The 16,990-nt window shown below is 66.8% G+C and carries 15 protein-coding genes and 1 pseudogene; 6 read left to right on the forward strand and 10 right to left on the reverse strand.

Going from position 1 to position 16,990, the window contains the following annotated elements; genetic code table 11:
* Positions 1-296: 296 nt before the first annotated feature.
* On the reverse strand, positions 297-3,275 hold the full coding sequence (locus VMR06_RS02075; protein WP_325372485.1) for a PQQ-binding-like beta-propeller repeat protein: 2,979 nt from the start codon (positions 3,273-3,275) through the stop codon (positions 297-299).
* A gap of 60 nt (positions 3,276-3,335) precedes the next feature.
* Positions 3,336-6,143 (reverse strand): hypothetical protein, encoded by a 2,808-nt coding sequence (locus VMR06_RS02080; protein ID WP_325372487.1) that lies wholly within the window; start codon positions 6,141-6,143, stop codon positions 3,336-3,338.
* Positions 6,144-6,405: 262 nt separating this feature from the next.
* Between VMR06_RS02080 and VMR06_RS02085 the strand changes: the two genes are divergently transcribed.
* Both VMR06_RS02085 and VMR06_RS02090 read left to right on the forward strand, forming a co-directional pair.
* Positions 6,406-6,885, forward strand: a complete 480-nt coding sequence (locus VMR06_RS02085; protein ID WP_325372489.1) for an SET domain-containing protein — start codon at positions 6,406-6,408, stop codon at positions 6,883-6,885.
* Positions 6,886-7,010: 125 nt separating this feature from the next.
* Positions 7,011-8,258 (forward strand): hypothetical protein, encoded by a 1,248-nt coding sequence (locus VMR06_RS02090; protein WP_325372491.1) that lies wholly within the window; start codon positions 7,011-7,013, stop codon positions 8,256-8,258.
* Between the two features lie 24 nt (positions 8,259-8,282).
* Here the strand turns inward: VMR06_RS02090 and VMR06_RS02095 are convergent, their stop codons facing one another.
* The 3 genes from VMR06_RS02095 to VMR06_RS02105 all read right to left on the reverse strand — a co-directional run bounded on the left by VMR06_RS02095 (position 8,283) and on the right by VMR06_RS02105 (position 10,473).
* On the reverse strand, positions 8,283-8,639 hold the full coding sequence (locus VMR06_RS02095) for a hypothetical protein (protein ID WP_325372493.1): 357 nt from the start codon (positions 8,637-8,639) through the stop codon (positions 8,283-8,285).
* A complete protein-coding gene (locus VMR06_RS02100) occupies positions 8,636-9,703 on the reverse strand; it encodes a hypothetical protein (protein ID WP_325372495.1) in 1,068 nt (355 codons plus the stop codon). The genes VMR06_RS02095 and VMR06_RS02100 overlap by 4 nt, the downstream gene beginning before the upstream one ends.
* A gap of 92 nt (positions 9,704-9,795) precedes the next feature.
* A complete protein-coding gene (locus tag VMR06_RS02105; protein WP_325372497.1) occupies positions 9,796-10,473 on the reverse strand; it encodes a hypothetical protein in 678 nt (225 codons plus the stop codon).
* Between the two features lie 431 nt (positions 10,474-10,904).
* Here VMR06_RS02105 and VMR06_RS02110 point away from each other — a divergent pair, with 431 nt between their 5' ends.
* The gene (locus VMR06_RS02110; protein WP_325372499.1) at positions 10,905-11,537 is read left to right on the forward strand and encodes a phospholipid methyltransferase; all 633 of its coding nucleotides are present in this window, start codon (positions 10,905-10,907) and stop codon (positions 11,535-11,537) included.
* Between the two features lie 46 nt (positions 11,538-11,583).
* Here VMR06_RS02110 and dusA read toward each other — a convergent pair whose 3' ends face one another.
* Entirely contained in the window at positions 11,584-12,570 is a 987-nt protein-coding gene (dusA, locus tag VMR06_RS02115; protein ID WP_325372501.1) for a tRNA dihydrouridine(20/20a) synthase DusA, read from the reverse strand.
* Between the two features lie 125 nt (positions 12,571-12,695).
* Here dusA and VMR06_RS02120 point away from each other — a divergent pair, with 125 nt between their 5' ends.
* From VMR06_RS02120 to VMR06_RS02130, 3 genes are all read left to right on the forward strand, one after another.
* Entirely contained in the window at positions 12,696-13,085 is a 390-nt protein-coding gene (locus tag VMR06_RS02120) for a hypothetical protein (RefSeq protein ID WP_325372503.1), read from the forward strand.
* A 406-nt stretch (positions 13,086-13,491) separates the two neighbouring features.
* The gene (locus VMR06_RS02125; RefSeq protein ID WP_325372505.1) at positions 13,492-13,836 is read left to right on the forward strand and encodes a glycine zipper 2TM domain-containing protein; all 345 of its coding nucleotides are present in this window, start codon (positions 13,492-13,494) and stop codon (positions 13,834-13,836) included.
* A 19-nt stretch (positions 13,837-13,855) separates the two neighbouring features.
* Entirely contained in the window at positions 13,856-14,257 is a 402-nt protein-coding gene (locus tag VMR06_RS02130) for an EF-hand domain-containing protein (protein ID WP_325372507.1), read from the forward strand.
* A 79-nt stretch (positions 14,258-14,336) separates the two neighbouring features.
* On the opposite strand, the pseudogene VMR06_RS02135 reads toward VMR06_RS02130, so the two are convergent.
* The 4 genes and pseudogenes from VMR06_RS02135 to VMR06_RS02150 all read right to left on the reverse strand — a co-directional run.
* Positions 14,337-14,576, reverse strand: a pseudogene (locus VMR06_RS02135) (FAD-dependent oxidoreductase); the annotation flags it as partial.
* A gap of 180 nt (positions 14,577-14,756) precedes the next feature.
* On the reverse strand, positions 14,757-15,716 hold the full coding sequence (locus VMR06_RS02140) for an alpha/beta hydrolase (protein ID WP_325372509.1): 960 nt from the start codon (positions 15,714-15,716) through the stop codon (positions 14,757-14,759).
* Positions 15,713-15,835, reverse strand: a complete 123-nt coding sequence (locus VMR06_RS02145; protein ID WP_325372511.1) for a hypothetical protein — start codon at positions 15,833-15,835, stop codon at positions 15,713-15,715. The genes VMR06_RS02140 and VMR06_RS02145 overlap by 4 nt, the downstream gene beginning before the upstream one ends.
* A 154-nt stretch (positions 15,836-15,989) precedes the next feature.
* Positions 15,990-16,916: a hypothetical protein gene (locus VMR06_RS02150; protein WP_325372513.1), complete on the reverse strand. Its 927-nt coding sequence runs from the start codon at positions 16,914-16,916 to the stop codon at positions 15,990-15,992.
* Between the last annotated feature and the right edge of the window lie 74 nt (positions 16,917-16,990).

Here is a 16,990-nt window from a genome sequence, read left to right on the forward strand (position 1 = left end):
ATGCGGCACGGCACGCGACCACACGCTTCCTGATGCCATGCCATTCGCCGATATGAAAAGTTCGATCGAACGACCCCCACCACCAGTGTATCGCCGACGACCTAGGCGGCGTACGCGGACATGCGGCGCGCGTGATCCGGGGCGATGCCTCGAGATCGCGCGAGCTTCGCGAGCCGCGCGACGCGCCCCGACACTGCGCGCTTCGCACTCCGCGCGTAGGCCATCCGGAACGCACGGAGGCTCTCCGAAACGATACGGTTCGCCGCGACGATTGAAACTGCCGGCGCGTCGCGCCGTCATTCGAAACCATCGCACAGGAGCACATCCCATACTTGCGTGTCGACCGCGCGGTTGTCGCGCATGTCAGTCTCGAACAGGCCGTAAGGACCGAAGGCCTCGATCGATATGCCGTCCGCGTCGGTGATTCTCGTCAGAGCGGCCGTGATGCGAGCCGTCGAACCGGGCGACAGCGACTCCAACTCTATACGGAGTCCGGCCGGCGTCTGCGTCAGCCGGCACTGACCGCCTCCGGTGACGTGACAGGCCGGAGCGGACGCGATCAGCGCATCGCCGATCCGCGTGTTCGGCTCGGCTGCCGTCCAGCGCACGTAGGCCAGTGCCTTGTCGACCGTATCGTCACCGGTATAGCTGACCTCTGCCGAGAGAGCGAAACGATCCGACGCGTCCGCCGCAGGCGGCACCGACAGCGATACGGCGAGGTTGCCGCGAGTGCCGGCCTCGGGCGCCGCCAGACCACCGATCCAGGCCGTACGCGGCCGGCCGGGCCAGTAGGCCTCGCCGTAGACCAACATGCCGCCGTCCGGCGTGCGGGGGCCGACGGCCCCTCCGCGAAAGGCGAGTGCTTCGTCGAACGTAGAGCGCAGCGTCAGCACGCTGCTGTCGAGGAAACGGCCGTCGTCGCGATCGAGACGCGTCCAGAGCTGCTTGCCGTTCGAGACCTGGACCAGACCCAGCGACAGCTCCTCGAGGCGGACGAACAGAACCCGGTCGCTCGACATGCCCGCCGACTCGGCGAAGCGATTGATCCAGCGTGGCACCCCGTCACTGCCGGACAGACGCAAGACCACACCGGAACTCTGCGCTCCGGCCAGCGAGCCGCCGACGAACAGATCGCCACCGGCGAAATCGGCGACGGTGAACTGCGGCGTCTCGCCGGCGACAGGCGTATATCGATAGGTCCACCGCTGCTCGCCGCTGTCCAACGATAACGCGCGGATGTCGACGGCGGTCTGCAGGTAGCCTACGCCGCCGCTGGCGGCCAGTAGCGACGCACCTCGTGCAGTCGGCTCGGTATGGCGCCAGCGCACCGAGCCGTCGGTGGTGGACAGCATCGTGACACCCTCGCCGATCACCGACTGCGGAGGCTCGAGCACCAACAGGCCTTGCTCGACGCGATCGAAAGCCGGCGGAGCCGCCTGACCTTCCAGCGTCTGGAAAGGCACGGTCCAGATGGGCTCTCCGGTCGCCGCATCCAGGCGCATCAACGACCGGGCCGAGAGGTAACCCTGTCCACCCGGTTGCGCCAGCGCGATCGACGCGGACACGTAGACGTTGCCGTCCGCATCGGAATCGGCATGGAAGCTCGCTCCTCGCTGCTGTTCGCCTTGCGTCAGCAGGCGTTGCCAGCGCAGCACGCCCGACGTCGAGTACTTGGCCAGATACGGGGAGCCCGGAACGGACGCATCGATGCGTCCGGTGTTGGCACTGATCAGGATGTCACCGTCACCGGTCCACTGCGCGTGCCCTTCCTGCAACGTCAACGGCGTGTCGATCGGAAACAGACGCTCCCATATCGCCACCCCGTCCTGGTCGACCTGGCGCACGTGCACCCGCTGCACACCCTCGCCGCGCTCGAGCGAGGAGATCAGCAAGCTGCCGTCTGCGCCGGGTTCCAGGCGCGCGAGGAGCGACTGGGCGACCTCGGGCCATCGATAGGCTCGAATCTGGCCGTCGACCGAGTCGAGACGCACCAGGGCGCTCGCACACGCTACCCATGGCAGGCAGTCCGAGCCGGATATGCGCACCGACGAGCCGCTCGCGAGCACATCGCGTGGCCGAAACGTGCGGCCGGCGATCGCAGCGGCGATCGGCGTGCGCCATTGCACAACGCCGGTCGCCGGGTCGCGCCGCTCGAGAAATCCTGCGTTCTTCGAGACCTCGGTAGCGGCCACGTAGAGCGCATCCACCGCTCCGTCGACGATCGGATCGCGGCCCGCCTGAATCTGCGTCCACAGCGCCTGGCCAGTTGCGGCATCGACCACGGTGAGGCGATAGGCATCGTCCATCGCGTCGATCGCCAGCAGGCGTCCTGCTGTGTCGATGCTCAGCCGATCGACTTCACCGGCCAGGCGCCACAGCACGGCACCGTCCGCAGCGCTGCGCTTGACCAGCGACGCACCCGTGCCGGCCGAGCGTTCCACCACGTAGACGCCTGCGCCGTCGGCAACGCCGCGCGCCTCGTAGGGCGCATCGAGCGTGACGCCGGCAGGCAATGTCACGGTCCAGACGCTCGAGAAGTCCTCGGCCAGCCTCGCCAATGAGTAGTCGCGGGTGTCGCTGCCGGCTCTTCGACACGCCTGCGTCAGGTACGCCGCGTCATCCGTGCCGACGGCCACCCATGCAATGTCGCACGACGAACCCGGCGTACCGGCGATCGCCCGGGCGGAGACAGCCGCTCCGGTCGACGCATCGACGCGCGCCACCGTCGGCAGCGACGTGGGCGGATACTCCCGTGCCTGCTTGGCGATCAGCGCGTCGCCGCCGCTTCGATACAGGACACGCGCCGGCTCGGGCGCATAGCTGCCGACACCGACCGCCCGCGACCACAGCAGCTGGCCGCTGGCCGAGAACCGCGCGATGCCGCCGAGCACCGCCTGCACGCCACCGTCCGGCAAGGCCTGACCGTCCAGCACCTGGCCCCCTGCCCAGGGGACGAAGCCGCTGACCGAGCCGTGCCAGACCATCGTATCGTCGGTCCCCGACAGCCGCGATACGGACGTCCTGCCGGTGGCGTCGAGCGCAAAGTAGTAGTAGTCGCCCCACGGTCCGGGCGCGAGCTGGGAGGCACGCAAGGCGATCGCGCGCTCGACCGGCGTGTCGGCGATCGCAGGCAGTCGCTCGGTCCCCGGCGCCGGCGGCGCGGAAAGGTTGGTCTCCCAGATCAAACCGACCGCTGTCGCATCACCGAAGCCGGTAGCTGAAATGGTGCCCGTACCGAAGGCCAGCACCATCCGCATGACGAGCGTTCTTTTCATACGCATTGGACCAACTCCTTCGGCATCGTGCTGATGGGCGAGTAGCACGAGACCGCGTCTTCAAAGCAACTGAAATCCATCGACGAACAAGCGGTCGCCGAGCGGCTGAGAGCTGCGATTGTCGAGCAGATCGGTCTCGAAGAATCCGTAGGGCGCGTAGACCTCCGCAATGGCTGTCACTTGCTCCCCCATCGTCCGCGCGTCCGCCGTCAGATGTGCCTCGGCACCGGGCTCGAGCCTCAACGATGCGCGAATGCCATAGGGCGTGGCGACGGCCAGGCAGGTGCCACCGCCCGAAACGACGCAGGCGACGTCCCGAGCACCGGTCAGGTACGGCAGCAACTCGCCAGGCGCCGATTCGCCGAACTGCACGTAGCCGACGGCGCTCTCGATCGGTGCTTGGCCGTCATATCGAAACCTGACCGAAAGACGTTCCGATCCAGGCCCTGCGTGTGGCACATCGAACCGTGTCGAGAAGTTGCCATGCCTGCCGGCATTCGGTGCCGACAGCTTGCCGGCCCAGGGCACACCGGGTTGTCCCGGCTGGCGCTCGGACCCGTAAGCCAGGATCGTGCCGTCGCTCAGTCGCCGACCGTACCGAATGCCCAGCGCCGCGACGGTCTCATCCCGCGTAGCCGCCATATCGACCAGACTGGCATCGATGACCAAGCCGGTCGACGCATCCAGTCGGGTCAGGAACGTCCGATCATCGTCCGCCTGCGTCAGCCAGACCTCGCCTTCACCCGCATAGTGCAGGGTCGCTTGCAAAGCGGGCATACCGACCTGCGCATCGAAGCGTTGCGTCCAGACTGCGGATCCCGTGTGACCGTCGAGCCGTACGACGAAAGCCGGCTGCTCGGAGTCGACCGAGCGAGTACCGGTTGCGTACAGATCGCCGTCGTCTCCAATCAGTGCGGACGTCAGCCAGACATTTACATCGCCGGCCAGGGCCACGTCATGGCTCCACAGCAACGAACCGTCCGACAACGAAAAGGCGACCACGCGCTTGTTGAGACCCGTATAACCGAGGTTTCCGTTGCGGGCGAAAACGTCCGAAGCGCCTATGAGAGTCGTGTTGTTCCACTGCATGACGGCGCTTGCACCCGAGTAGCGGGCAATCCCCCACGTTTGCGATGAGACGGGTGCAAACAGATCGTCATCGAGGAGATGCACGTCAGGCGGCACACCACCCAGGCTCCCTCGAATCGGAATCGACCATCGAGTCTGCCCGTCAGCAGCCGCGAACTTTTCGATGAACGTGGCGAAATGACCACTCACATCGGTAATGCGCCCAACACCTGCAACCAGATCGCCGGCGCCGTCGAGTCTGAAGGACACCTTTCCCCGGCCGTAGCCCTGCTGTGCAAGGCTCCTGGACCACACGGTCGAGCCGTTGGATTCATGACGCGCCAGATAAGGAAGAGCGAAAGCACCCGTATTGGCGGTGACGAACGCTCCACCATCGGCTCGACGCAGCGCGACTGCCCAATCCAGTCCCCGCAGCGCGTTGGCGACTGGAAAAGTCACCTGCCAGGGTGTCGCACCGTGCTCGTCGAACTGGCCGGCACGGACACGCTGCTGCGCACCGATGCCTTCAGCCGACGCCAATACCAGCGCGTTGCTGCCGTCCAGCGTCGCCGACACCCCGACCGAGTGGGGCACATCCGGATAGGGGACGGCAGACTGCGTACCGTTGGCGGAATTCACCCGAGCCAAGCCTGTAAGACACCACGCCGCCACCGCACATTGCGATCCCGAGACGAGAACGCCCTGAGCGGTCGGCAGCAGACCGCGCGGCAGGAACGGCTGCCCCGGAACCTCCGCCTGCAACTGCGTACGCCAGATCTGGGTGCCATCGAGCCGATCGATACGAGCGATGAAACCGGACGTTCCGCTCGCTTCGGTTCCGGCCACGTAAAGGCCATCGCTGGCGGGCGTCACGATCAAATCGACCGCATCCCATGCCGACGACCAGCGCTGCACTCCAGTGGCGACGTCGATCGACTCCAGTCGCGCAGAAGAGTCCTCTTGCTGCCGCGCCAGCAAATGGCCCTCGGCGTCGAAGCCGACGGGCTCATACGAGCCGCTTCTGCGCCACAGGACGGCTCCGCTCGACGATGAGAGCTTGACCAGCTCCCAGTTGCCATCGCTGCGACTTTGCCTGACATACACACCCGATGCGTCGGCGACGCCGGATACGGCTGAGCCGTAAACGCGCCACACGGTCGAAAGATCGCCGCCGAGTCGTTGAACACTGCCATCGCAGGCGCTGACGTAAAGCGTCTCTCCGGCCACGCCGAGCAGTCGGGCCGCGCATGACGTATCGAATCGGCTACCGGCGATCACGGCCCCCGTCGTTCCGTCCACACGCAAAACGCTGGCGCTGCTCCCGCTCCCGGGACGATAGTCGGCGATCGCCAGATCACCGTCGGCATACTCCAGCACCGTGCTTCGATGTTGGGTCCACAACGAGCGGGACCACAGGAGCTGACCTTCAGCGGAGAAGCGGGCCAGCCCACCGGACACGACGAGCGTACCGCCGTCGTGCAGAGCGAAGGTATCGAGCACGTCGCGCTGGGCCCCGGTCGTCTGAAGCGAGCGCTGCCAGACCGCCGTCAGGTCCGATCGCAGGCGCGATACCGTCGGCCGCCCCAGCCGGTCGAGTGCATAGAAGAAGACGTCTCCGTCCGGCGCGGCCCTTAGCGCCGATGAGGGCAACGCCGCGCCGTAAAGACCCGGATACTCGACTCCCGGTGCAACGATCGGATCGAAGCGCGACTGCCACTCGATCGCCTGAGCCTGCGCGAATGCTGCAGCACCGAACAGCGAAACAACGGCCGCCCATTGCCACGGTACTGCCTTTCTCATGTGTCGTTCCATTCCCCATAGATGAAAGCCTTCCGCTTTCGAAAGACAGACCTCGACCGACCGCAGCGCGGATACGCTCTGTTGTACTTACCCCTTGCACGGGTCGGCATTCGCGTGAATTGTAGCGGGCCGTGCGGCGCACGGGCCGCACGGCGCGCTTTTGACACAAACTCTTTCGACGAATCGGCGCATCGCCGCATCCGCCGCCTGCCGCTATGATGCAGGCCGCATCCACACGCTCGCCCCCATCGAATCCGGATCAATGTCCAAGAAAATCGTCCGCCGCCGCTCTCCGATCCACGGCAACGGCGTCTTCGCCGCCGTCGATCTGCCTGCCGACATCGATCTGATCGAATACCGCGGCCGCCGCCTGACCCATCGGCAGGCCGACCGTCTCTACGGCGACACCGCCGAGGACGGCCACACGTTCCTGTTCATCCTCAACGACCGCTACGTGATCGACGCCAACGTCGACGGCAACGTCGCGCGCTGGATCAACACCAGCTGCAAGCCCAACTGCCAGGCCGTGGTCGAGGAATCGCCGGGCCGCGACCGCCGCGAGGACCGCGTGATGATCCGCACGCTGCGGCCGATCAAGGCCGGCGAGGAGCTCAGCTACGACTACGGCATCACGATCGATGGCCGCATCACCGAGCGCCTCAAGCGCATCTGGGCCTGCCACTGCGGCCAGCGCGGCTGCAGCGGGACCATGCTGAAACCCAAACGTAAACGCGCCGGCTGAACGCCGATACGAACCGGAAGGCGCGGACGCGGTATTCTCCGACCGGTCCGTCCGCCGCCGTCGCCGCTCGTTCGGCCGGAAGCGGCGGTCCGCCAGGGACTTCCGGATGCGTGAACGGTGAACGCATGAAGACAATCGCCGCCGTGGGCCTGAGCGACGAAGACGCCGCCCACCTGCGTCTGCTGGTCCGGAAGGCCGACGCCTCGCTGAACGCGCATTGGCGCTGGGGCGTCGAGACCGAAGCGGACCTGATCGTCGTCGACCCGGCGAGCTTCGCCGGCCTGATGGCGCGATCGCGCGCGCGCGTGCAGGGCATCCGCTGCGCGCTGCTCGGCGGCGACGGCGGTACGCCGGCCGGCGACGACCCGATCCTGCACAAGCCGCTCAAGCTCGAGGCCGTCTCCGACCTGCTGCGCCAGGTCGCCGGCGAGCTCAAGCCCGCGCCGGTCGTGACCCCGCAGCATCAGGACTTCTACTTCGGCGATCTGGGCGAATCGCCCGGCGATTCGGTATTGCCGGCCCCGCTCGGCGAGGCGCCCGGCGATCGGCGCGTGCCGTCGACGTCGAGCGGCCTCGACGAACTGCTGCGCGCGCATCCGGACGCCGATCACCAGCCGCGCCGGCCGTCCGGCCGGCTCGACGAGAACACGACGATCGAACCGGGCCGTCCGCCGCCTCCGCCGGCGATGCTCGGTGAGCCGCTGACGCCCGCCGATCCGCTGAGCTCGCGCCTGCGCGACCGGACGACCACCAGCGCACCGCGCGCTGCGCCGCCTGCGCGGGCGGCCGAGGATGCGCGCAGCCAGAGCCTGCGCGAGTACCTGACCGGCGACTGGCTGGCCGGGCCGTCGAGCATCGCCCTGCCGGACGCCCCGGAGCTGGTCGTCGATCCGCGCAATCGCACCTATCACGCCGCCGGCGGCCTCACCGATCTGGAACCGTACTGCCGGCAGCCGCTGCGCCGCGGCGACTGGCACCCGCTGACGACCGGCGGACTGGCCAAGCTGCAGGCCGCCGCGACCGGCCAGCCATACGCGCGCCTGCTGTGGCTGTACGCGCTGCTGGCGTCGGACGGGCACCTCGCGCCGCATCTCGACCCCGGCGGCACCTACCTGCTCAAGCGCTGGTTCGAGATCGATCGCGGCTACGCGCGCCAGTTCCGGATCGCATCTGTCATGGTCCAGCCGCAGCGCATCCACGAGATCGCGCGCGCCGCCGATGCGCCGATGAGCGAGGTCTTCGACACGATCAATGCGTTCGACGCGATCGGCTATCTGCAGTGGACGCCGCGGCCGCCGCGCCACGCGGCCGAGAACACCGGCACGTTCGCCTCGCTGATGCGCCGGCTGCGCAAGCCGATCGGACGCGGTTGAGGCCGTCGCAGCCTCGCCACCGCGTCAGTCTGGCGTTTCGGCCGCGGCGCTGCCGGTCTTCTTCGACAGCGGCTTGCCCAGCGGCTTGTTGATACCGGTCAGGCTCACCGCGTCGATCCGGTAGTAGTAGACCGCGCCGGGCCGCACGTCGCGATCGACGTAGCGATACTCGTTCGTCCCGGTACCGACGCGAATCAGAGCCGCATTGAGGCGCCGGAACGGACCGTGCTCGGCCTGGCTCCGATAGACGATGAAGCCGTAGCTGCGTTCGACGTCGCGCACGGTCCATACCAGCGTATTGACCGGAGGACCGGCCAGCGCCGTTCCGCACAGGCCCAGCAGCATGCCGGCCAGGCCGAGCAGGCTCGACATGCCCTTCATCGCCGGCCCCCGGTATCGCCTCGCACCTGGATGTCCTCCTCGCCGGTGATCACGCCGAGCGAGCGGACCTGCGTATCGGGCCCCACCACGAGGCCCGAGTACGGGATGGCCACCGGATCCTCGCGCCCCTCCAGCCAGACCACGGCATCGCGCCTGGGCAGCAAGCGCCCGCGAGCGGTATCGAGCGCCATGCGCAGACGCACGCAGGCCGCGCCGCACGAGATCGACGCGAACGTCAGATCCTCGCCCTGCTGCGTCACGCGCGCGATCGTCAGCGGCCGGGCGTCCAGCGCGCGCAGGGTCACCTCCTGCACGGCCGGCGCCCCACGCGCCACCGCACCGAAGCTGACCACCGGCGGCATGGCCGATACCTCGCCGTAGACCTGTGCGCGCACGCCGATCGCCACCGTCGGTTGCTCGGGCACGTTGGTCCTGATCACCACGCGGCCGGCGAGCTCGCCGAGCGCGGCCGTCGGCAGCACGACTGCACGCAGTTGCACTGATTGAGGATCGTCCGAGGACGCACGCGGCACGACGATCACCGACAGCCAGTGCGGCTTGTGCGCGATACCGGCGACGTCGAGTGTGTCGGCGCCGAAGCTGGTCAGCGTCAGCTGCCTGGGTGCGGCGTCGCCGCGCCTGACGTAGCCGAAGTCGAGTTCGGGCCGCTCGGGCCGGTATGCGGATTGGACGAAGACCGGAAACCGCAGCCGCTGCGGCCCGGTGTCGGGACTGATCACGTCGAACGAGATCTGCTGCAGGCCCAGCGCCTCCCCGACCGGCTGGCGCAGCGTCACCCGCGCTTCCATTCCGGGCGCCAGCGCCGACGGCTCGAAGCGCGCCGAGCCGGTGCCGCCCGACGGCACGACCTCGGCGATGCGTATCGGGCTGTCCCCGCCGTTGCCGACCAGGAACGTCCGTTCCGCGATGCCGCCCTGGTAGAGCTCCAGCGGCGCGCATGTCCCGGCGCAGCGCGCGGTCAGCTGCGTGGCGACCGCCGACGCAGCCTTGGCAGGGCGCGCGGGACTCGCTTCCTGCTGGGCGCGAGCGGCGGCCGGCAGCATCCCGTCAGCCGCCGCCAGTAGCCAGACGACACGGCCGAGCGTACGCATCCGGAGCGGCGAGGCCGACGAGCGCTTCGACACCGAGCCGAGGCTCAGTCGATCCGGAACTCCTGCAGCGACACCGGGAACGTGCCGCTGACGTTGAGCGTGTAGCTGCCGCAGCAATCGGCGTCGCCGATCGGCCAGAACGAATCGACGTAGACGTAGTACGTGGTACCGGCGGTCAGAGTCGGGGTGACCGACGGTGCGTCGACGTCCGGCTCGTCGTCGCTGCCGGCCACGCAACTGGACGCAACGCCGCAGGTACCGAGGATGTACAGGTGCGGATCGAAAGAAGCGTTGGAAATCGCGAACGTCAACGCATTGCCGGTGCCGGGGGTCACGACCCAGACGTCGTCCGGCCCCTCCGCATTGTCCGGATTCTCATATTCGTTGCACGGGACCGCGCTCTCGGAGTCCGGCACGTTCTCGACATTGTTGGTGCCGCCCGTCGTGTCTCCGGTCACGCTCTGGCCGGCGCTGCCCTCGTAACCGATCGTGCCTTCGGGCGCGGCGCAGGTACCGCCGGCCGGCGTCCCCGACGAAGGCACGCGAACGTAACCCGCCGGGAGCGGCTTCTCCCGCGCCGCAGCGGAACCACACAGCGAAATCAAGGCGACCGAAGCCGCGAGCACACTGGTCTTCATGGAATCTCCCCGTCGAATGGAAGCGAACCGATCGAAGCGCGATTGCCGAATCGGGCGAGCACGGTCCTGTTGGAGAACCGTCACCGACCGGCAGTGGGTGGTACCGGAACACCGGCACACGCAGTATCGATAACGCCTCCGTACAGGGCCTACTGCACGGGGGGAGAAAGCGAATCACGAAACTGGACGTCCCGCTCGAAACTTGCAGTTTTCCGGCACGCGAGTGCGCATTCGAGCATCGCGGGCGCGCCGGACCGAGGCGACCGCCGGCTTCAGGCCGCGCGCATCGGCTCGCCGCGAGCGCGGCCGGTGCCTGGTTGACGACATCGAAGCGGCATCGGTGCGGTGCGCGTTCTCGCCGAGGCTGCGGCGCCAGGCGCATCCGTCCGGACGCACAGGCCGATCAGACGCAGCTGACGCGCTCTCCCGTGCCGCATGGCACCGGCTGCCCCGTTTGAACGGAAATTCACGCCGATCGCCGACCCTGGTCGCCCCTACCCCTGAGCGCGAACGCGATGTCCGATCCTCTTCCCGAGTCTTCCGCCCCATACGAGTCGCGCCGGAGCTCCGCATCGTCCGCCGGCCTGGCCTTTCTCCGCAGCTGGCTGCGCGAGCCGCGCCGCGTCGGCGCGCTGGCGCCGTCCTCGCGCGCGCTGGCACGTCTGATCTGCAGCGAGATCGATCCTGCACAGACACCGGTACTCGAACTCGGTCCCGGTACCGGCGTATTCACCGAAGCGCTGCTCGCCCGCGGCCTCGCGCCGAGCCAGCTGATCCTGGTCGAGTCCTGCGAACGATTCGCTGGCCGGCTGCGCCGGTGCCATCCGCAGATGCGCGTGCTGCAGATCGACGCCGCCCGGCTGGCCGGACACCCGGCGCTCGCCGGCGTCCGCGCCGGTGCGGCCGTCAGCGGACTGCCGCTGCGCGCGATGCAAACGGCCGCGGTCGAGTCGATCGTCGCCGCCACGTTCGGGTGCATGACGGCACAGGCCAGTCTTTACCAGTTCACCTATGGCCTGCGCTGCCCGGTGCCGAAGACGATCCTGCGTCGCCACGGCCTGTCGGCGCGGGCGATCGGACGCGTCTGGGGCAACCTGCCGCCGGCGACGGTATATCGGATCGGACCGAACCGGAGCGTGGCGTCTTGAGCCGGCCGCCGGCGATCGAGCCGGGACGATCGCGTCCGATCGCCGCTCAGGCCGCGTGCGCCAGCTCGCCGCGGCGACGCGCCGCCAGCGCCGCCTCGATCACCTCGAAGCCGGCATCGGCACGGTGCGCGTTCTCGCTGAGGCTGCGGCGCCAGGCGCGTCCGCCCGGCAGTCCCTGGTACAGACCGAGCAGGTGGCGGCTGACGTGCTGCAGTCGCCCGCCGGCGGCGAGATACCGCATCACGTACGGCTGCATCGCCGCGACGACGGCATCGCGTTCCGGCAGCGGCGTGCCCCACAGCGCGGCCTCGATCTCGGCGAGGCGATACGGCTCGTGATAGGCGGTACGGCCGAGCATCACGCCGTCGACTTCGGCCAGATGCGCGGTGACATCGGCCACGGCCGAGATGCCGCCGTTGATGTGGATCTGCAGCTGCGGACACTCGCGCTTGAGGCGGTACACGCGATCGTAGTCGAGCGGCGGGATGTCGCGGTTTTCCTTCGGTGACAGGCCCTGCAGCCAGGCCTTGCGCGCATGCACGATGAAGACCGTGCAACCGGCCGCCTGCACGATGCGCACGAAGCGGCGCAGATCCTCCTCGGCATCCTGCTCGTCCACGCCGATCCGGCACTTGATCGTGACCGGCACGCGCACCGCCGCCTGCATCGCGGCATAGCACTCGGCGACCAGCGCCGGCTCGCGCATCAGACATGCGCCGAAACGGCCCGACTGCACGCGATCGGACGGGCAGCCGACGTTGAGATTGATCTCGTCGTAGCCGCAGTCCTCGCCGATCCGTGCCGCCTCGGCGAGCTCGGCCGGCACCGAACCGCCGAGCTGCAGCGCCACCGGATGCTCGCTCGCGTCGAAGCCGAGCAGCCGCGCGCGATCGCCGTGCAGCACGGCCGGCGCGGTGACCATCTCGGTATAGAGGCGCGCATGCGGCGACAGCAGCCGATGGAAGTACCGGCAGTGCCGATCGGTCCAGTCCATCATCGGCGCCACAGACAAAATTTTATCGTTGTAAGTCAATTACTTATCTCAAAAAATCTGCAACATGGACGACCCCGGAAGCACGCGCGTGTGTATTGGAGCTCGCCCGATTTCGCCCCTCTGCGATGGTCCAGTGCACACGTAGCGCACACGAAATGGCGACGATGCTCCAGCTTCCATCGGGTCGATGGCGCGTCCAGGTCAGGCGCACGCAATCCTATGCGAGCGAGACCTTCTTGCGCCATGAAGGCGCCCGGAAGTGGGCGACGGCCACCGAGCGCCGGATTGATCTTGTGGAGGCGCCGCTGAAGCGGGCCAAAGTGGACCCGACCACCTTCGCACACATCATCGATCTGCATGTCGAAGACATGCGTGAGGTCGGCAAGGTCCTGCGCCGCTCCAAACGGTTCACGCTCGATGCGCTCAAGACCAGGCTCGGCAACGTCAAGATCAAGGATCTCTCCCGCGAGCGCCTGATCCAATTTGGCAAGGACCGCGACAAGGAAGGCGCGGGGCCGGTCACGTTGAGCGCGGACATTGGCCATCTCAGGTGACCTGCTCGGCTACGGCGCGCCCATCTTTGCCTTCACCACGCGGCGCTTCGAAGCCCCGTTCGGGCCGTGCTCGATCTCCTTCTACCGCCGCCGCCGGACAAGACCGCGCGGGAGATTGAACCGGCGTGGCGGGGCGCCCCCCCGACCGGATCGAAGTGCGCGGCAGCGAGTTCCGGGAGCATCAATAGGCCACGGTTCGCATGCCGGCAAATGCGCAACGCAGTCAGCGTGGCGAGGGCGCTGATCCGGATCATTAACCGAGGCCGCACGGCCAGCGAGGCCAGCGCCGTACGCAAGGTTGCGGCAAGCCGGTATCCCTAGACTCACCTCACCGAACGATCGGTCGCTCGGTGCGGCCTCCGCTTCGGCGGCACCTGTCAACACGTCCAGATCCGGAGAATGAAACATGCTCAAGCTGTTCCAGCCCTCATTGAAGGGAACCGCGCTTGTCCTGGCGCTGATGACCTGTGCGTCGGTTACCCCGTCCGCGCACGCGTTGTCCAAAGAGGAAAAGAGAGCCTTGGTAGGCGCCGTGATCGGCGGCTTGGCAGGCTCGCTCGCGTCGAACGGCGATCCGTGGGCGACTGCGGGCGGCGCGTTGGCCGGCGGGGTGATCGGCAATGTCACCACCGATCATGATCGCCGCGACCGGGACCGCCACAGCTGGGATCGCCGCCATCGCGAGCGCCTGGAGTGGGAACGGCGCGAGCGCGAGCGCCGCGAACGCGAAAAAAAATGGCGTCACCGCTAATTAACCGGAGAACGAATACGTGAAGCATCTTTTGATCGTGGCTGCACTGGGTCTGACGGCCGTGGGCTCGGCGTGGGCGCAAACCCCGCAAGAACGTCAGTACATCGACTCGGCGTTCGCCGCCGTCGACGTGGACAAGGACGGACAGATCACCCGCCAGGAATTCGACACGTTCATGATGGCCCGCATCGCCAAGCAGCGCAGCGACCTCGACATGGCCTTCGATGCGGCGGACGAAGACGGCGATGGTCGCCTGAGCCGCGAGGAAGCAGCGGTCAATATGGCCCTCTTCGAGAACTTCGACAAGGTCGATACCAACAAGGACGGGACCGTCTCGCGCGAAGAGCTGGCGAGCGCGCTGGCATCCATCGCTGCGGCGGCCGCAGCGGCCGGTGATCCCTCGACATCACTGAACAAGTAAGCGGGCCGGGGCGGTCGGCACTTGCCGCCGTCCCGAGAATCAAGGTTTGGCAGTGTCCGTTTCCCGAATCTGTGAGGCATCAGTGAACACAGTCTCCCTCCGACAGATGGCGGACCAGATGCTGGGCCTGCTGATGGGCAATCTGTGCCGTGGGCGGCAAGGCACGCTCCATGCCAGGCAGCTGCAGGCTTGCACAGTCGCCTATCGCGTAGATGTCCGGATCAAGCGTGGACTGTAGCGACGGACCGACAAGCAATTGGTTGGCCCGGTTGGTTTCGAGGCCGCCGAAACCGGACAGGAATTCTGCTGCCTTGACACCCGCCGCCCAAACGGCCTCTGTCGGCGCAGAGGATCAGGCCCACGGGCGGGTTCTCGTCGGCAAACGTCCAATGTCCTTCGCAAAATGTCCTGGGCCTGGCCTGCTCCAGTCGCCGCTGCGACCTCAGGCCTGCTAACGGTCCAGGCAAAGAACCCATCTGCAGGCAGGACCGCGGGCTTCTTAATCGAGCGGAAGGTAACGGCCAAGATACGCATCGATCTTCACCTCCAGTGCATGCGACATCTTCGGATCCCGATTGAGCGCATGCCCGGAATTGGGAAACACGAGCGCATCGTGAGGGATGTCTTGCCGATCGAGTGCCTGCAGCAGCCCGGTGCTGGCAGCGAAGGGGGCCACCTTGTCCAACGCGCCGAAAGCCACCAGCGTGGGCGGCGCGCCTGGCGTGAGAAGCCCCGTAGGGGTGATCGGCTTCAGAACGTCCTGGTACTGACCCGAGCGCATCATCTCCACGGTCACCTGCTCGCCGGTCATGATCGACACGAATGCAGCACCTGATGCGGCCGATTCGTCGGAAGCGAAATCATCCTCGATCCCGAACCACCCTCGGGGATCGAACGACGCCGGTCCTACCAACGAAATCACTGCCTTAACCGGCACGGGCGCCCGCTCCGCATCGCGATACGCGTAGATCATCGCGAGCGTACCGCCAGCCGAGCCCCCGCCGATGGCCATGGCGTCCACGAGATAGCCCCGACTCCTGGCCGCCTCCACGATGGCCGCCACACCTCGCCTGACCTCGTCCGACATCGTTTTCACGTTGACGTCGTTGGCATCTCTGCGCAATGAGTAGTTGAGGGTGGCGGCCACGTAGCCCTTGGACGCGAAGTATTTCGCGATATCCTCGTCGTCGGCCTTGTCTCCGCCGGTGAAGCCCCCGGCATGGATATAGACGACCAGCTTTGTGGCGCGGACACGATCGGCGGGAAGATACAGGTCGAACTTGTGAAGGGGTCCGCTGCCATAGGCGATATCCGTCTCGACCGTGCCCATGGCCTCATTCCAGTCAACCTTGCCAAGCCCCCCGAATCCCTCGGCAAACATGGGCGTCAGCGCGACACCGATGCCGAACGACAGCAGAAACACCAGCGTATAAAGCGCGCCCCACGCGGCCTTCTTCATCCGAACGTCCTCCCGCCCAGCAGGAAATCGAGGCCGAGATTGAAAGTCAGCCAGCCTGCGGTCATGCCGGCGACGATCAGAACGCAGATGATTGCGGCGCGCTTCTTGCCAGGGCTCATGCGGTTTCCTCTGAGTGCAACGAACATGGGTTCGATCAGGGGCGGCGTTGGCCACCTGGGGTGGGGCGATGTGCCATGGCGCGCGCACTGCACAAGACGCAGCACAGGAACACCGGCCTCGGAGCATGGCCAACCGCTTCTGCAGGGCCGAGCATCACTTCAGGCGCACGTCCTGCCAGTTGCGCGTGTTAGCCCGGAGTTCCGGGTGAGCCCCCACGAATACACCGGCGGCCTGCGGATCCTTGAGTAGCGTGTAGCGGAACCATGCCGTCATGTACCCATCGGCGTTGGCAAGCATTTCGCCATGGTCCGTATCCTTTCGGCGCGCCAGGGCGGTGGTTCCGTTGTCCTTGAGGCTGTCGAAAACCTCCAACATGGATGACAGCGGAGAAATGGACTCACTGTCCGCGCGCCCGGTTCCGGCAACGATGAAGACGGGAATCTTGATCCCGCCGGTGTCATACCGCCACGAGTCCCATTTCATGTTCTCGATCACCGTCGGCGAGGTCATGCTTGCGAGATAAGCAGACGAGAAATGCCGGCCGTTGCCGCCGCGCGTGATGCCATTGACGGCGCCCACGGCGCCTTGCGAATGGCCCGAGACGCCTATCTGCTCCATGTTGATCTTGTTACGGAAAACCCCTGGCTGCGTGTTCAACGCCCTCAGTTTGTCCACCATCAGGGAGACGGATTGACCGGTGGCGGTACTGTCCACGTCATCGCCGATGACTACGAATCCCCAGGAGGCCAAGTGTTGAAAGGTGGCCTCGTAGGCGCGGTACCGGATGCCGGAGCCATTGGCCATGACTACGGCGGGGAACACGGTGTTTGCGCTCTTCAGCGTGTCTGGGTACCAAACCTTGTAACGATGCCCGGACTCAGTGAATTCGTGCGAATCGACCTGATGGTCTCCATACGCCGTGTATCGTTGCTCCAGCGGGCCACCGGTCGCCACGCTCTTGTAGTAATCGGGCTTCATGCGCAGTGCATTCTCTATCGCATCCCCCAGGCCGGAACATCCCGTTAGTGGGAGGGCAACAGTTGAAAGCATTACGATGGCTAAAAATGTTCTCTTCTTCATGGCTCTTCCTCAGGCGCTATTTGCTGCTTGGGGTCCCGGCGCCCCACAGGCTGAGCCAGCAAGCAGGCCACATG

The organism is Dokdonella sp., from assembly GCF_035511235.1.
Taxonomy (GTDB): domain Bacteria; phylum Pseudomonadota; class Gammaproteobacteria; order Xanthomonadales; family Rhodanobacteraceae; genus Dokdonella.

Excerpts from the sequence above, each read along its gene's own strand:
- VMR06_RS02080 (WP_325372487.1), bottom strand. The coding sequence starts at position 6,143 with ATGAGAAAGGCAGTACCGTGGCAATGGGCGGCCGTTGTTTCGCTGTTC.
- VMR06_RS02100 (WP_325372495.1), bottom strand. The coding sequence starts at position 9,703 with ATGCTGCCGGCCGCCGCTCGCGCCCAGCAGGAAGCGAGTCCCGCGCGC.
- VMR06_RS02145 (WP_325372511.1), bottom strand. The coding sequence starts at position 15,835 with ATGAGCCCTGGCAAGAAGCGCGCCGCAATCATCTGCGTTCTGATCGTC.
- VMR06_RS02125 (WP_325372505.1), top strand. The coding sequence starts at position 13,492 with ATGCTCAAGCTGTTCCAGCCCTCATTGAAGGGAACCGCGCTTGTCCTG.
- VMR06_RS02095 (WP_325372493.1), bottom strand. The coding sequence starts at position 8,639 with ATGAAGGGCATGTCGAGCCTGCTCGGCCTGGCCGGCATGCTGCTGGGC.
- VMR06_RS02140 (WP_325372509.1), bottom strand. The coding sequence starts at position 15,716 with ATGAAGAAGGCCGCGTGGGGCGCGCTTTATACGCTGGTGTTTCTGCTG.
- VMR06_RS02085 (WP_325372489.1), top strand. The coding sequence starts at position 6,406 with ATGTCCAAGAAAATCGTCCGCCGCCGCTCTCCGATCCACGGCAACGGC.
- VMR06_RS02150 (WP_325372513.1), bottom strand. The coding sequence starts at position 16,916 with ATGAAGAAGAGAACATTTTTAGCCATCGTAATGCTTTCAACTGTTGCC.
- VMR06_RS02075 (WP_325372485.1), bottom strand. The coding sequence starts at position 3,275 with ATGAAAAGAACGCTCGTCATGCGGATGGTGCTGGCCTTCGGTACGGGC.
- VMR06_RS02120 (WP_325372503.1), top strand. The coding sequence starts at position 12,696 with ATGCTCCAGCTTCCATCGGGTCGATGGCGCGTCCAGGTCAGGCGCACG.
- VMR06_RS02110 (WP_325372499.1), top strand. The coding sequence starts at position 10,905 with ATGTCCGATCCTCTTCCCGAGTCTTCCGCCCCATACGAGTCGCGCCGG.
- VMR06_RS02090 (WP_325372491.1), top strand. The coding sequence starts at position 7,011 with ATGAAGACAATCGCCGCCGTGGGCCTGAGCGACGAAGACGCCGCCCAC.